The sequence below is a fragment of the Fluviicola taffensis DSM 16823 genome (genome assembly GCF_000194605.1).
Classification (GTDB): Bacteria; Bacteroidota; Bacteroidia; order Flavobacteriales_D; family Crocinitomicaceae; genus Fluviicola; species Fluviicola taffensis.
In genome coordinates this window covers 775,005-788,999 of sequence record NC_015321.1, presented here as the reverse complement: position 1 = coordinate 788,999, position 13,995 = coordinate 775,005, and the positions used below count along the sequence as shown (strand labels likewise).

Here is a 13,995-nt window from a genome sequence, read left to right as displayed (position 1 = left end):
AAACTAAATAAAACTGGAACTATGAATAACATGCAAATTAAATCCCTGGAAGAATATCATGAAAAATATGCTTTGAGTGTTTCTAATCCGGAAGGTTTTTGGGAAGAGATTGCCAATGAATTTCAATGGATGAAGAAGTGGGATAAAGTTCTTGAATGGAACTTTACTGAGCCCGATATCAAATGGTTTAAAGGTGCAAAGCTCAATATTACTGAAAACATGTTGGATCGTCACTTGGAAAAACGCGGAAATAAATTGGCGTTAATTTGGGAACCAAATGATCCGAAGCAACGTTTCGTGCGTTACACTTATCGTGAGTTGTATGAACAAGTTTGCGTGTTCTCAAATGCATTGAAAGCACAAGGTGTAAAAAAAGGAGATCGTGTTTGTATCTACATGCCGATGATTCCAGAGTTATCAATCGCTGTGATGGCGTGTGCTCGAATTGGAGCTATTCATTCGGTGGTTTTTGCAGGGTTTTCTGCAAATGCTTTGGCAGATAGAATTGAGGATGCGCAAGCAAAATTGATTATTACTTCTGATGGCTTGAATCGTGGTCCAAAGCAAATTCCAGTGAAACGAGTTGTGGATGAGGCATTAGAAAAAGTGGAGTGTGTAGAGAAAGTAATCGTTTTTGATTGCTTGGGCTGGTTGCCTCATATGGAAGAAGGAAGGGATATTTGGTGGTCTGATGCAATTGCTGGTCATGAAAAGAAATGTGTGCCAGAAGAAATGGATGCAGAGGATCCGTTATTCATTTTATACACTTCAGGTTCTACGGGAAAACCAAAAGGCGTTGTTCATACTTGTGGTGGTTATATGGTTTATACTGCATATTCCTTTCAGAATGTGTATCAATATGAAGAAAGTGATGTGTTTTGGTGTACAGCAGATATCGGTTGGATAACTGGACATTCATACATTGTTTATGGACCTTTACTTTGCGGAGCAACTACTGTTATGTTTGAAGGTGTACCAACTTATCCAGATGCGGGTCGTTTTTGGCAAGTAATTGATAAATATGGGGTGAATCAGTTTTTAACTGCTCCAACTGCAATTCGCGCATTGATGGCTTGTGGAGATGATCATGTTTTGTCATATAGTTTAGATTCCCTGAAAATAATCGGAACGGTAGGCGAACCAATCAATGAAGAAGCTTGGAAATGGTATCATTTACATGTTGGTAAAGGTCGTTGCCCAGTAGTTGATAACTGGTGGCAAACTGAAACTGGAGGAATTATGATTTCAGGAATTGGAAATATTTCGCCTCAAAAGCCGACGTTTGCTGGTTATCCTTTACCTGGAATACAACCCGTTTTGTTGAACCAAGAAGGAAAAGAGATTGAAGGTGCGGATCAAGAAGGTTATTTGTGTATCAAATTCCCGTGGCCTTCTATCTTAAGAACCACTTACGGAGATCACGAGCGTTGTCGGGTTACTTACTTCTCGCATTACGATGGTTATTACTTCACAGGTGATGGTGCAAAACGAGATGAAAATGGAATGTATCGAATCATTGGACGAATTGATGATGTAATCAACGTTTCAGGTCACCGTTTTGGAACTGCCGAAATTGAAAATGCAATCAACACCAATAAGTTAGTCATTGAATCTGCAGTTGTGGGTTATCCACATCCTGTGAAAGGTCAATCTATTTATGCTTTTGTTGTTTGTGAACACGAAGTGCCGGTAGAAGAACAGGAGTTTGCACGCGCAGAAATTTTAGAATCAGTAGTTTCGGAAATTGGTAAAATAGCTGTCCCTGAAAAGATTCAATTCGTAACAGGATTACCCAAAACACGTTCAGGAAAAATCATGCGACGCATCTTGCGTAAAATCGCTGAAGGCGATATGACAAGTATTGGAGATACTTCCACATTGCTAGATCCTTTGGTGGTTGATGAAATCGTGGAGAAGGCGTTGTAGAAATTAAATAGAGATTTATATGAGAATTCCCTTTTGCATTTTAAAGGGGATTTTTTCTATTTCAGTGTCTGTTCGGAATGGTTAACAATACGTTTGATATTTGAAGATATTTTTCGATGATGTTTTCTTCCGTTTTGAAAAATTTTCCTTTTGATGTTTCAAATAATTCTCCATTACTTAGGATGCTGTCTTTGGTTCCGTTTCTATTCTTAAAAAGTATTTTTATTGATTTTTGGTATTTCCAAATTCCTTTTTGGTAAGAAGCTTTTCCAATCATTTGAATAAACATTTGGGAATCGTCTAACGGAATTGTGTCTGATTTGATTAATAATTGAACCTGAGAAATAGTTCGAGGATTGGCATAGTCCCCGAGTGTGATGTTTTTATTTTGATAAGCTATAAATGATTTTTTTGCATTTAGAAAATAAGGAGTGAAAAAACCAATTCCAATAATTGTAATAATTATGGTAATGACCACCCTATGTAACCCAAAATGATCAAAAAACATATTTTATTGTAAATTTAGGGTATTAATCATTAATTCACTATTCTATGTATCCAAGTAAATGCCCCACGTGTCAAAACACAGCCTTTGAATTATCCAGTCAAAAAGTTATTGGATTAGATAATCCTCTAGTATTTGTTCAATGTTCTAATTGTCGAACCGCAATAGGTGTGTTAGAAAGGGTTAACATGGGGCAAAAACTGGATAATATTTCTAAGAAATTGGGGGTTTCGGAATTATAATACCTTCAGCTGTTGTTGTTTCATGGATCTCTGAAAGCATTTTTTTAGAAAGTTCAGCATTATAGGGTATGTTCCTTTTAAAGGATGACAATTCGTGCAATATATTTTCCACAATATTTTCAATTTCTTTAATAGAAAGCCCTTCTACTGACTTAAAGAAGTCATTTGTGACTTTAAATCTTAACTCCTTATCATATTGATAAGGGATGTTCTCTGCGTTTGGTATTCTTTCTTTCATTTCTTCATTATTAATTGTTGATACTCTAATCTGACGTGCATAGCTTTCTTTAGCACTGTGTCAAATCTTTCTATTTGATTGTTATTGTATTTGAACACCACTTCGTTTATATAGCGTTGTAAGTGATATTTTGATATGCTGTGGTATGTATTTACAAGGTTCTTTTTTAGCATGCTCCAAAATCCTTCAATAGTATTTGTGTGTGCATCTGCGATTACATATTTTCCTTGTGAGTGGTTTACAAATTTATGAGTGTAATTAGCTCTTAATCTTCTATAAGGACGATATTCATCTGTATAAACTGTTGATGTTTTAGCAACTTTCGATTCAATGATTGGTATGATAGTATTTCCATCTAATCTAGGAACATGGATAGCATACACTTGTTTATTTTCTCCTCGTTCAATTATTCCAAGTATCCCAGCTTTTGTCTTTGTGCTTCTTCCTTGATTGTTTGGCGTTTTCTTATCCTTATGCTTGTTCTTTTCAAGTCCGCCGAATAAGGTTTCATCAATCTCAACTTTTCTCTTCTTTAACTTCCTTTCTGATTGTGTGAATGTCTCTCTTATTCTATGAAGCATAAACCAAGCTGATTCTTGGCTGATGTTTAATTCTCTAGCTAATTGGTGAGAACTTATTCCTTTGGATGAAGCACAAAGGTGAATAGCTATAAACCATTTTCTAAGTGGTAGTTTAGAATTGTGAAATATTGTTCCAACTCTTACACTAAATTGTTTGCGACAACCATAGCACTTATAGCGCTTTGTTTTTCCTTTAAGAGAATTTACTCTTTTACTATTACAATAAGGACATTCAGGATTTTCACCCCAACGAGTAAAAGCTAAGTACTCTTCACAAACATTTTCCGTTGAGAAATAATCTAGTAGTTGATAAAGACTTGAGAAACCTTCCATAAGTGAGCGATTATGTAGGGGTAATGCTCAACTATTAAGAAGTAACGAAATTATTAGTGTTTTGAAGGAATTTTTTGAATGTTACTTACAAAGGCGTCAAATTCAGTCATTAATTCACCTAAAGAACAACCAAAACCTTTGGCAAGTTCACTTATCCAAAATATAGAAGGACTAACTTCACCTCTTTCTAAGCGAGAAATGTTTTGGAAGTCATTATTGATCTTCTCTGCAAGATCATTTTGAGTCCAATTCAAAGACTTTCTCTTTTGTTTTATAAACTCCCCGAATAAACTGTCAAACTCATTCTTATCCATTCTCCAAAGAGAGAATATTTAAAAAGTTTGTTACTAATCAAATTTGATGAATTATATTTACAAACTAATCAAAAATGATTAATATGAAAAAACTAATCTTATTCACAGCACTTATTACTATTAGCCTTTCCTGTAAAAAGAAAGAACCAGAACCAACACCTCCAGCACCTGTAACAAGCATAGGAGCTGTTTATCAAGGTGGGATTGTGTTTCAATTAGATGAAGACGGGCAACATGGCTTAATCATCACAGAACAAGACATTGATACATGTAAATGGACTAATGAAGTTGGCAATGCTTCTTCTTTTAAGCTGTGCTTTTCACAAAGTTTTAAAGACCAAAATTTAGGTTCAGGTGGACAGTATGTTGGTGCAGGGTCTGCATTTACACAAAGAATTATAGATTCTTTAGGAACTACTGGTGTGTATGCTTCAAAAGTTTGTCAAAACTTAGTACTTAATGGATATTCAGATTGGTATCTTCCTACCTATGGAGAATTATATATTGTAATCAACTCTGGTGTAATTACTGAATCCACTTATACAAACAAAATCTACTGGACTAGTTATGAGGAAAACAAACCCTCAGCTTTGACCGCGAAAATAAAATCTGGTGGAAATGTATTAAGCGGTCAAGCTTACCAAAAGAATGTTCTTCTTCCTGTAAGAGCAATTAGAAAGTTTTGATATGAAAAATTTACTACTCATAATTACACTTCTATTTACATCTAATATTGGATTTACTCAAAACAATTACTCTCCGAACAAGGAACAGTTGATGTTACGAAATAATAGAGCAAACGAAGTGATAACAATGCTCCATATTCTTTCAGAAACTTACAAAATGAAGACTTCAAAATACGGAGATAATATCCCTACACAACTAAGTCAGTATTATCATCAAGTGAATATAGAATTGGAAAAATGTTATCGGTATAACTTAGAAAACGAAACTACTTGGATTCAAGTGAGGGACTTCTATATTAAACACAAGAATACCATGATGTCTTGGTAATAAATTCAATTTCATATGCTGTCAAAAAACTTCAAAAAATTTCTATTCTTTTGGGTTCTAATTCATTCCATAATGTATTTCTGTTATCTATTTGAACTACATCCTAAAAGTAGTTATGATACAAGAGTTAAATATGAGCTTATGGACGGAGGTCTTACAACTATTCATACTCACTACTATCTTACCCCTGATGCTACTTCACAAGAGGAAGAAGAGAATTTTTACCCATTCCATGAATTTATAGAGGAATCTTGGGGCGGTGGATATGAGTACTGTAAATTTGTTGGTGTTTTTGGTTACTATGGTAACTATGAATACCTTTTGTATGTTGTTCTACCCCTCTTCATATTTTTAGCTGTATGGGTATATAGGACATTTATAAGCCCTGTTCCATACAAAAATATCCAACAAAAACCTATTAATGAAACTCCAAAAATAATATCTCGGGACACACCTAAACCAAAAGAAAAATTAGAAATAACTGATGCAAGAATTCTACTTATTATCTTTCTTAGTATGTTGTTGGTAGGAATTCTCAACGCATGCTAATAATCTAGTATATTCACAATTTAAAACAACTATTTATGAACGAAGAAAAACTAATTGAAATCATCAAAGTTCAAAACCAACTACTGAACATTCTTATTAAAGAGTATAATAAGAATAAGTTTCTTACTCCTGAAGAAAGAGAGAAAGTAAATGGTTTACAAAAGTCTTTAGAAAGCCTCAATAAAGAGATCCCACAGTAGAAAACTCTTAAAATTAAGGTAGTCCTCACAGGTTTTGAGAGAATTTAGTTTTTCCAAAAGTTTCTTTGCTTTTGGTGAATCTTTTGTCTCAAGGTACTCCTTAAATACCACATATTCATAATTTTCTTCAACTGGTGGAGAAATGTATTTTTCCATAATTTCATATAATTAAAAAAGGACTCTAAATTAAGTCCTTTACTTGTTAATATTAAATTTCTTATACTTTTATAGAGTGTAGAGAAGGTGTTATTCACGTAACATGTCTCGTTATGTCTAATGAAAAATTTCTACTTCGGTATAAATCTTTTGAGATTGAGGTAAAGTGTAAAAGCCTAACTCATCTATTGTATAGACTTGCTCTTGTAGTGTATTCGCTTACACATGCATTAGTTCTACTTTTTACCTGAGTCATTAAGGCGGAGTTTACTAGTGAATCTTACTCCGCCGACTCTAACAAAGTGAGAAAAAGATTCTCGCCCTTCTCTACACCTTTTTAGTGGGTTGGGTTATATAAACTGGTCATTACCATAATTATACTGATAACAAGAGGTTTCTTGCTTTGAATCATTATCCTTGAGATTAAGTAATTAATCGTAAGAATGATGATGGATAAAGCTCCGACCTTGATAAATATGCTTATCGCTACATGATTTGCTGTTTCCAGTGCTTTAATTGGCCCTGAACGCCCATTTATTAGGCCGTAACTAAGAATTGCTGTTATAGCAATCAAATATGTAAATATTGAGTTTAGAACAATTAATAGTAGAATCCCTATTTTACGTTTCATTAAACGTAAATATACTAATTTTCGATGCTTAGGATCTATGCTATTTAGGATCTCCTGATCCGATATGTTATTTTATATTAAACAAAGAAACACCTCCATTTCTGAAAGCGTTTCTTTGTTTAAACATGTAGATTTATTTTTCGTCGTCATATTCGCCTTTCAAAGCGTAAACCCCGAATATCGCTAAACCTAAAACAATAAGTGGCGTAAGAATACAGAGAATGATTATTCCAAATACCAAATCATCCTGGCTTCCTGTTGAAAACTTGGGTAGTCCAAATTTCATAACACAGAAATATGCTGAGAGAGCGGCTAGTAATAGCCAAACAACTCCTAAAACTCTTTTTACAATGTTCATAATGTTTTGTGTTTTAATTAGTTTGTTACTTGTTCCGGTTTCTTGTCCTTTACATAGATCAATCCTATGATGAAACTTACACCTGCAATGATAATTGGATACCATAATCCGTCGAGATAGAATTCTTTTGCCCCTGTGGCTTGCGATTGAGTTACAAGATAAGTCGAAATAGCAGGCAGAAGTCCCCCAAAAATTCCGTTTCCTATATGGTATGGTAAAGACATCGAAGTGTAGCGAATTTGTACAGGGAACATTTCTACCAAGAATGCTGCAATTGGACCGTAAACCATTGTCACGAAAATGACCTGTATAAATACGAGGAAGGTCAGGAACCATTTGTCGGAGCTTGGAATGTTGATTGATGTTTTTGTGTCAATACGCGGCTTTCCAGCTGCAATAATTACTTCGTTTTCCTTGTCTAAGTGAACTGTTTTCTTCTGATTCCAAACTGTTCCGTCTGAGTAATTGGTTGTTGTTGCATACAGCGAATCTGTCCCACTAGCAACTAAGGTCGCAGATGCATCGGTTTTTGTTGATACAATCAATTCCTTTTTGTTCTCGACGTTCGTGCGCTCGTACATTAATCGATAAATTGGACGGTAACAAATGATTGCTAAAAGCATTCCAGCAAGCATGATCTTTTTTCGACCGATTTTATCTGACATCCAACCAAAGACAACGAAGAATGGGGTTCCAATTAGAAGTGCAATTCCCATGAGTGTATCTACTTGCTGCGCGTCAATGTACATGACTGTTTTGAGGAAGCTCATGGCATAGAACTGTCCTGTGTACCAAACAACACCTTGTCCCATGGCAACACCAAATAATGCAAGGAGTACGAATTTGAAGTTTAACTTGTTTCCAAAACTTTCTTTGAGCGGATTTTTCGAAATTTTCCCTTCTGTTTTTGCTTTTTCAAATTCGGGTGATTCGTGCATTTTCTTGCGAATCAAATACGAGACTAAGACCATCAAAATTGAAACCCAAAATGGAACGCGCCATCCCCAAGTATCAAATTGTTCTTCACTCAAAGCTCCACGGGTTACCAAAATAACCATCAATGAAACGAATAATCCAAAGGTTGCGGTAGTTTGGATCCAGGATGTCCAATATCCGCGCTGATTAATTGGTGAGTGCTCAGCTACATAAGTTGCAGCTCCGCCATATTCTCCACCAAGTGCGAGCCCTTGAAGTAATCGAAGTACTAAGATTAAAATCGGAGCAAAAACCCCAATGCTTTCGTAGGAGGGTACACAGCCAATTAAAAAGGTTGCTCCACCCATCAAGAGCAAGGTGACCATGAAGGTGTATTTCCGGCCGATTAAGTCGCCCAGTCGTCCAAAGAACAATGCTCCAAAAGGCCTCACAACGAAACCTGCTGCAAATGTTGCTAAGGTGGATAGGAATGCGGCTACAGGATTATCTGCAGGGAAAAATTTGGTGGAAATAACCACCGCCAAGCTTCCGAAAATGTAGAAGTCGTACCATTCAATGAGGGTTCCGACAGAGGAGGCGGAAATCACTTTCCAAATTCCTTTAGTAGATGTATTGTTACTCATGTCTTTTCGAATTACAGTTTAAAAGTTCGTAGTAAAAACAATGTTGGAGTTCCGGAAGCTCACTTCTTGTTTTCGTTCTACCAATATTCCGTAATTCAGACTGAAGAGAAAAAAGAGTTATATATTTTTGTAAACAGTATAGTTAATCTCTGAAGCGCTCCCATTTAATCAGCATGAATTTATCGCCAAGTTCTGTGATGATCATTCCTGCTCCGGTTAAGAATTCCTTGTTTTTCAATTGCTCCACAAGTTCTTGATGTGTAATGATTCGGTAGGTTGGATGATACATTCCGTCGTTTAATCGTTTGATTTTGTAGTGCCTTACCCAGTTGGAAACTGTGACGTGTGAAACGCCAATAATGCGTTCGATTTCCCGATAACTCAATCCTTCCAGATACAACTGAAGTGCCTTGGTGATGTAGTAGTCATCGATCTTCTTTCCGATCTTATCAACCGTAAAGTTGTAAGAACATTGTTTGCATGTATAGCGCTGACGGCTATTCACAATACCACTTTTAATGATTTTAGGACTTCGACATTTTGGACAACTTTCAATTTTCATTGGAGACTATTTTATTTTTGCATAAATATAGTATTTTAGCGATGTGTTGTCAAGTTTGATCGTATAAAATCATGATTTAGAGTTGTTAAAAGAAACGACCCGCACTACTCTAAAGTCATGCGGGTCTTTATTCTATTGAATTTTAAGATTTTATTTATCCTCGTCTTCTCTCTAATAAGATCATCATCATCAATGAAAGTACGATGCATTCGTCTTCGCTTGCATTGTTTGTAGGTCCTATTTTTTCAAGAGAGAACTTTCGTCCAAACATCGATGCATTTTTCTTCAATCGCATCACTTTAGATCCATCGGGTCTTCCCACGATATACTTCGGATTGAATACGTATCCAGTAAACATTCCCAAAATAGGAATTTCACTGAATAAAGTATCAAAAACCTTGGTCCAAGCATTTTCTTCCATGATGTGAAAAGCCAGATGCTGATTTTGATCGTATACATCGTAACGTGCTTTCCAAATAGAAGCCCATCCTTTGCGTGCAACACGACCTTTGTCGACTCCGTTTTTATCTGTAAAAATATACGCTGCTGAAAAGTCAATCCATTTATTCGCCTTAATTGTGAATTCTAGATTCTTCTTACTAGTGTCTGTAAAAACTTGAATCTCGTCAATGAATTTGAACATTTTTTGACGCACATAAGCCAATGTTGCGGAACTGGAATCTTCAATTACGAAGTCATTGGACATGGTTCCTATTTTGAAGCTAAACTTTAACGGATAATTTAGATTTTTCAGATCTACATTCTTTTGAGCGAAAAAGCTCATGTTGTCTAATAATTCACTCATTTCAATTTGGATTTATAGTTTTTTTCGTACGTTTTAATCCAGTCTTCTGGAGTTATTTTAGTTACTAATTGACCGATTAATTCAAAGGGAATCTGATCTGGTTTCTTAAATCGAACGCAGCTTTTTCCCATGTCTAATTTAGTTTTACTGACTTGTTGGTATTCATTCACAAACCAATTTAACAATTCAGGATCTGCATACATTCCCATGTGATAAAATGCAATGAAGTTTTTTTGTGATGCAAAGCTGACGAAAGGCAATGGTAATTTGGGATCACAATGATACCCATCAGGATACAACGAATGTGGAACAACGTATCCAATCATTCCGTAGCTGATACATTCTTCAAAACCTTTTGGAATATTGTCCTGAATCGTCTTTCTAAGCTTGATTAAAGCATCCTTTCGTTCTTCTGGCGCATTGTTGATTAATTCCTCTGGTGTTTGCATCAATTTGAATTTTTACACCAAGTTAGCTGTTTTTATGAATACTTCAACTGTTATTGTTTTAATAACGAACCATTAAAAACCAACGACTAATACTTAATCAATAATTATTTTATGAGTTGAAATCGATAATAAGTAAAATCCGTTTTCGAATATGACAATCCTTTGTCCACTTTTTGGCTGTTCTCAAAAACCGTTTTTCCGCTTGGTGTAGAAAGAGTCAATTGATAGACAGTTTCCGTTTTTGAATTGATTAGGATGCTTAAATCGGTAGAAGCTGGATTTGGGAAGGCTTTTACAATTTCTGCATCATTCATTGATTGTTGTTCAATTGCTAATGGATTGGAAGATTTAATGGAGCTGTTATCATGTATTAATTTTACACGGTAGTATCCGATTTCATTACTGATGGGTTGAAAGTCTTCAGATTTATAACTAACGGCTTCCATGCTGAGCCCTTGTGGGTCCATCGAACCAATTGAATGAATAATTTGTGAATTCAGGAATAATCTACCTGGTTTAATTGTCTTAAAATCAAATCTTTAAATTCATTTAGACATATTGACATAAACAACCGCCTTCGTTTCGAAGAATTCTCCTGAAAACATCTTTTGCAATGAATGGATTTTGGATGGTTGCTTAACAGGTGCCATTTCTTCTTTCAAATCACCTCCTTTGAGGTATAAGATTCCGTTTGGAAGCGGGTTTTTATTTTCTTTTAAGAACTTTCCTTTCGTCCATGGTAAAAAAGCAGGCATTGCTGTTACAGCTCTGCTTACAATAAAATCAAACTGTTCTTTAATATCTTCTGCTCTCGCATGAGTACCGCAAACATTTTTTAAATCTAAAGCTTGTGCAATTTCATTTACCACTTTGATTTTTTTTCCAATTGAATCTACCAAATGAAATTGAACTTCTGGAAATAAAATCGCCAATGGGATCCCAGGAAAACCACCACCAGTACCAATGTCTAAAACGGATGACCCGGGCGCAAATTCCATGATTTTTGCAATTCCAAGAGAATGAAGTACATGGTGCTCGTAAAAATCAGCTGTGTCCTTGCGGGAAATTACATTGATTTGCGCATTCCAGAATAAATACAATTCCTCCAATCGTTCGAATTGTTTTTTTTGAACGGCTGTTAATTTTGGAAAGTATTTTTCGATTAGCTCTACGCTCATTTTTATATAGATAAAAGACATTAAATGAAAGACTCAAGAAGATTAGTGTATCTGATCTTGAGTCTTTTGTCTAAAAGTCTTTTTATTATCCTTCAATTAGTTTACCAAGCGCATTATCGAAAATATCCTTTGCTTCAGTGATAAATCCGAAATGCTCATCGTCAACCATCATTTTTCCTTTTGTAACATGACCAAGTAAGGTGTAATTCACACCACTTCCCATCATGAATTCAATGAAGTCTTCTTCTGTTTCTTCTGAAACTGTTACAACAACACGACTTTGGGCTTCACCAAATAAGAACGCATCTTCACGTACTTCCGAATCAGTAACGATATCGAAACCAAGTCCACGTGGCATAGACATTTCAACCAATGAAACGAATAATCCTCCGTCAGCACAATCGTGAGCTGCGTTAATTAATTCAGTGCTGATCAATCCTTTTACAGCTTCTTGCAACGCAAATTCTTTTTCTAGATCGAAATGCGGAGCTGGAGAGGCTTCAATTTTGTGGTATTTTGCCAAGTATTCAGAAGATGAAATGTCATTAACACAATCTCCAAGAATGAAAATCAAATCTCCTTTTTGTTTGAAATCCAAAGACATGATTTTTGATTTATCTTCTACAACACCGATCATTCCGATAGTGGGAGTTGGGAAAACTGGAATCTCTTTTCCGCCAATGTTACTTTGGTTGTAGAAAGACACATTTCCACCTGTTACTGGTGTTCCGAATTTCAAACATGCTCTTGACATTCCTTTGATTGCTCCAACAAATTGCCAGTAAGATTCTGGATTGTATGGGTTCCCAAAGTTCAAACAGTTCGTAATAGCACTTGGAATTCCTCCCGATACAACAATATTACGAGCTGCTTCTGATACTGCAATGGCAGTTCCAATTTCAGGATCTGCATTCACATAACGTGAATTACAATCAACCGTCATTGCTAATGCCTTCTCTGTTCCTTTCAAATTTACAATTCCTGCATCCGTCGGACGATTGGTGGTCATTGTTTTTGTTCCAACCATTGAATCGTACTGTTCGTAGACCCAACGTTTAGAAGCGACATTTGGCTGACTCAACAAGAAGAACCCAATTTCTTTTAGGTTTTCAGGTTGTTTCACAGAGTCAATAGTGAATTTTTTATATTCTTGGTAATATGCTGGCTCGGAATATTCACGTTGATAAACAGGTGCTCCACCGCCAAGAACCAATGATTCAGCAGGAACATCTCCAACTAATTCACCATTCATGTAATAGCGAACACGACCATCATCCGTAACAGTTCCGATTTCTTCCGCATGTAAATCCCATTTGTCAAAAATGCGTTTTACCACATCTTCTTTTCCTTTTTGAATTACCACTAACATACGCTCTTGAGATTCAGAAAGAAGAATTTCATAAGGCAACATATTTTCCTGACGAGTAGGAACACGGTCCAAATGGATTTCCATTCCAACACCACCACCAGCACTCATTTCACAAGTTGAACAAGTGATTCCTGCTGCTCCCATATCTTGCATACCAACGATTGCGTCTGTATTTGCCAATTCCATTGTTGCTTCTAAAAGCAATTTCTCCATGAACGGATCACCAACTTGAACAGATGGTAAGTCAGAAGCGCTTTCTTCTGTAATATCTTTTGATGCAAATGCTGCCCCAGCGATTCCGTCTTTACCTGTAGATGAACCTACAATGTAAACTGGATTTCCTGGTCCTTTTGCTTTCGCGGAAATAACTTTCTTCGTATCAATGATTCCTGCAGAGAATGCATTCACCAATGGGTTTTGATTGTAAGATTTGTCAAAAAACACTTCACCACCAACGATAGGAATACCAAAGGCATTTCCGTAATCGCCAATTCCTTTGACAACTCCTTTGACCAACCATTTTGTGCGAGCTTCTGAGATATCTCCGAAACGCAATGAGTTCAATTGTGCAACTGGTCGAGCTCCCATCGTAAAAATATCACGGTTGATTCCTCCAACTCCTGTTGCTGCTCCTTGGTATGGCTCTAATGCAGAAGGATGATTATGAGATTCAATTTTGAATACACATCCAATTCCTCCACCTAAATCTACCAATCCAGCATTTTCTTCACCTGCTTTTACCAACATGTGTGGACCATCTTTTGGTAATTGTTTTAACCAGTGGATGGAGTTTTTATAAGAACAGTGCTCAGACCACATAACAGAGTATACTGCTGTTTCTGTGAAATTTGGTGTGCGACCCAAGATTCCTTTGATCATTTCAAATTCATCTGCACGCAACCCTAATTCAACTGCTTGCTCTAATGTAGCTTCTTGCTTAATGGAAGTACTCATTTTGTTATAACTTTGATGCAAAAGTAATCATTCCTCGGTAATTCCGAATGACAAGATTTCCACAGTCTGAAA

General features: G+C 36.0%; 17 protein-coding genes. 5 read left to right on the top strand and 12 right to left on the bottom strand.

Annotated features, from left to right (window positions below):
• The first annotated feature begins 21 nt into the window (after window positions 1-21).
• Window positions 22-1,926, top strand: a complete 1,905-nt coding sequence (gene acs / locus FLUTA_RS03460) for an acetate--CoA ligase (protein WP_013685462.1) — start codon at window positions 22-24, stop codon at window positions 1,924-1,926.
• Window positions 1,927-1,987: 61 nt separating this feature from the next.
• Here the strand turns inward: acs and FLUTA_RS03455 are convergent, their stop codons facing one another.
• The 4 genes from FLUTA_RS03455 to FLUTA_RS03440 form a co-directional block, all read right to left on the bottom strand.
• Window positions 1,988-2,434, bottom strand: a complete 447-nt coding sequence (locus tag FLUTA_RS03455) for a hypothetical protein (RefSeq protein ID WP_013685461.1) — start codon at window positions 2,432-2,434, stop codon at window positions 1,988-1,990.
• Window positions 2,435-2,644: 210 nt separating this feature from the next.
• Window positions 2,645-2,911: a hypothetical protein gene (locus FLUTA_RS03450; RefSeq protein ID WP_013685459.1), complete on the bottom strand. Its 267-nt coding sequence runs from the start codon at window positions 2,909-2,911 to the stop codon at window positions 2,645-2,647.
• Window positions 2,908-3,825 carry an IS1595 family transposase gene (locus FLUTA_RS03445; RefSeq protein ID WP_013685458.1) on the bottom strand — a complete coding sequence of 306 codons (918 nt, stop codon included), beginning with the start codon at window positions 3,823-3,825 and terminating at the stop codon, window positions 2,908-2,910. Before FLUTA_RS03445 ends, FLUTA_RS03450 begins: the two co-directional genes overlap by 4 nt.
• Window positions 3,826-3,878: 53 nt before the next feature.
• Window positions 3,879-4,139: a helix-turn-helix domain-containing protein gene (locus FLUTA_RS03440; protein WP_013685457.1), complete on the bottom strand. Its 261-nt coding sequence runs from the start codon at window positions 4,137-4,139 to the stop codon at window positions 3,879-3,881.
• An 83-nt stretch (window positions 4,140-4,222) separates the two neighbouring features.
• Here FLUTA_RS03440 and FLUTA_RS03435 point away from each other — a divergent pair, with 83 nt between their 5' ends.
• From FLUTA_RS03435 to FLUTA_RS21515, 4 genes are all read left to right on the top strand, one after another.
• Window positions 4,223-4,825: a DUF1566 domain-containing protein gene (locus FLUTA_RS03435; protein WP_013685456.1), complete on the top strand. Its 603-nt coding sequence runs from the start codon at window positions 4,223-4,225 to the stop codon at window positions 4,823-4,825.
• A 1-nt stretch (window position 4,826) separates the two neighbouring features.
• Entirely contained in the window at window positions 4,827-5,153 is a 327-nt protein-coding gene (locus tag FLUTA_RS03430; protein WP_013685455.1) for a hypothetical protein, read from the top strand.
• A 141-nt stretch (window positions 5,154-5,294) separates the two neighbouring features.
• Complete coding sequence (locus FLUTA_RS03425) at window positions 5,295-5,702, top strand: hypothetical protein (protein WP_148235384.1); 408 nt, start codon at window positions 5,295-5,297, stop codon at window positions 5,700-5,702.
• A gap of 35 nt (window positions 5,703-5,737) precedes the next feature.
• Window positions 5,738-5,902 (top strand): hypothetical protein, encoded by a 165-nt coding sequence (locus FLUTA_RS21515; protein ID WP_013685453.1) that lies wholly within the window; start codon window positions 5,738-5,740, stop codon window positions 5,900-5,902.
• Between the two features lie 920 nt (window positions 5,903-6,822).
• Here the strand turns inward: FLUTA_RS21515 and FLUTA_RS03415 are convergent.
• From FLUTA_RS03415 to purL, 8 genes are all read right to left on the bottom strand, one after another.
• Window positions 6,823-7,047 (bottom strand): DUF6814 family protein, encoded by a 225-nt coding sequence (locus FLUTA_RS03415; protein ID WP_013685451.1) that lies wholly within the window; start codon window positions 7,045-7,047, stop codon window positions 6,823-6,825.
• Between the two features lie 17 nt (window positions 7,048-7,064).
• Entirely contained in the window at window positions 7,065-8,606 is a 1,542-nt protein-coding gene (locus FLUTA_RS03410; RefSeq protein WP_013685450.1) for an MFS transporter, read from the bottom strand.
• 142 nt (window positions 8,607-8,748) lie between these two features.
• Window positions 8,749-9,168 carry an IS1/IS1595 family N-terminal zinc-binding domain-containing protein gene (locus tag FLUTA_RS03405; protein WP_013685449.1) on the bottom strand — a complete coding sequence of 140 codons (420 nt, stop codon included), beginning with the start codon at window positions 9,166-9,168 and terminating at the stop codon, window positions 8,749-8,751.
• A 154-nt stretch (window positions 9,169-9,322) separates the two neighbouring features.
• Window positions 9,323-9,973, bottom strand: coding sequence for an LURP-one-related family protein (locus tag FLUTA_RS03400; RefSeq protein ID WP_013685448.1), 651 nt, complete (start codon window positions 9,971-9,973; stop codon window positions 9,323-9,325).
• Window positions 9,970-10,422, bottom strand: a complete 453-nt coding sequence (locus FLUTA_RS03395; protein ID WP_013685447.1) for a DUF1801 domain-containing protein — start codon at window positions 10,420-10,422, stop codon at window positions 9,970-9,972. Before FLUTA_RS03395 ends, FLUTA_RS03400 begins: the two co-directional genes overlap by 4 nt.
• A gap of 104 nt (window positions 10,423-10,526) precedes the next feature.
• The gene (locus FLUTA_RS03390; RefSeq protein ID WP_013685446.1) at window positions 10,527-10,889 is read right to left on the bottom strand and encodes a hypothetical protein; all 363 of its coding nucleotides are present in this window, start codon (window positions 10,887-10,889) and stop codon (window positions 10,527-10,529) included.
• 78 nt (window positions 10,890-10,967) lie between these two features.
• Window positions 10,968-11,600, bottom strand: a complete 633-nt coding sequence (gene rsmG / locus FLUTA_RS03385; protein ID WP_043023615.1) for a 16S rRNA (guanine(527)-N(7))-methyltransferase RsmG — start codon at window positions 11,598-11,600, stop codon at window positions 10,968-10,970.
• A gap of 85 nt (window positions 11,601-11,685) precedes the next feature.
• Entirely contained in the window at window positions 11,686-13,923 is a 2,238-nt protein-coding gene (purL, locus tag FLUTA_RS03380) for a phosphoribosylformylglycinamidine synthase subunit PurL (protein ID WP_013685444.1), read from the bottom strand.
• Window positions 13,924-13,995 lie beyond the last annotated feature (72 nt).

Bases quoted from the DNA above. Each gene is read 5' to 3' on its own strand.
- FLUTA_RS03440 (WP_013685457.1), bottom strand. From the start codon at position 4,139: ATGGATAAGAATGAGTTTGACAGTTTATTCGGGGAGTTTATAAAACAA.
- FLUTA_RS03415 (WP_013685451.1), bottom strand. From the start codon at position 7,047: ATGAACATTGTAAAAAGAGTTTTAGGAGTTGTTTGGCTATTACTAGCC.
- FLUTA_RS03455 (WP_013685461.1), bottom strand. From the start codon at position 2,434: ATGTTTTTTGATCATTTTGGGTTACATAGGGTGGTCATTACCATAATT.
- FLUTA_RS03410 (WP_013685450.1), bottom strand. From the start codon at position 8,606: ATGAGTAACAATACATCTACTAAAGGAATTTGGAAAGTGATTTCCGCC.
- FLUTA_RS03435 (WP_013685456.1), top strand. From the start codon at position 4,223: ATGAAAAAACTAATCTTATTCACAGCACTTATTACTATTAGCCTTTCC.
- FLUTA_RS03425 (WP_148235384.1), top strand. From the start codon at position 5,295: ATGGACGGAGGTCTTACAACTATTCATACTCACTACTATCTTACCCCT.
- FLUTA_RS03400 (WP_013685448.1), bottom strand. From the start codon at position 9,973: ATGAGTGAATTATTAGACAACATGAGCTTTTTCGCTCAAAAGAATGTA.
- FLUTA_RS03450 (WP_013685459.1), bottom strand. From the start codon at position 2,911: ATGAAAGAAAGAATACCAAACGCAGAGAACATCCCTTATCAATATGAT.
- FLUTA_RS21515 (WP_013685453.1), top strand. From the start codon at position 5,738: ATGAACGAAGAAAAACTAATTGAAATCATCAAAGTTCAAAACCAACTA.
- FLUTA_RS03445 (WP_013685458.1), bottom strand. From the start codon at position 3,825: ATGGAAGGTTTCTCAAGTCTTTATCAACTACTAGATTATTTCTCAACG.
- purL (WP_013685444.1), bottom strand. From the start codon at position 13,923: ATGAGTACTTCCATTAAGCAAGAAGCTACATTAGAGCAAGCAGTTGAA.
- FLUTA_RS03390 (WP_013685446.1), bottom strand. From the start codon at position 10,889: ATGGACCCACAAGGGCTCAGCATGGAAGCCGTTAGTTATAAATCTGAA.
- rsmG (WP_043023615.1), bottom strand. From the start codon at position 11,600: ATGAGCGTAGAGCTAATCGAAAAATACTTTCCAAAATTAACAGCCGTT.
- FLUTA_RS03405 (WP_013685449.1), bottom strand. From the start codon at position 9,168: ATGAAAATTGAAAGTTGTCCAAAATGTCGAAGTCCTAAAATCATTAAA.
- acs (WP_013685462.1), top strand. From the start codon at position 22: ATGAATAACATGCAAATTAAATCCCTGGAAGAATATCATGAAAAATAT.
- FLUTA_RS03430 (WP_013685455.1), top strand. From the start codon at position 4,827: ATGAAAAATTTACTACTCATAATTACACTTCTATTTACATCTAATATT.
- FLUTA_RS03395 (WP_013685447.1), bottom strand. From the start codon at position 10,422: ATGCAAACACCAGAGGAATTAATCAACAATGCGCCAGAAGAACGAAAG.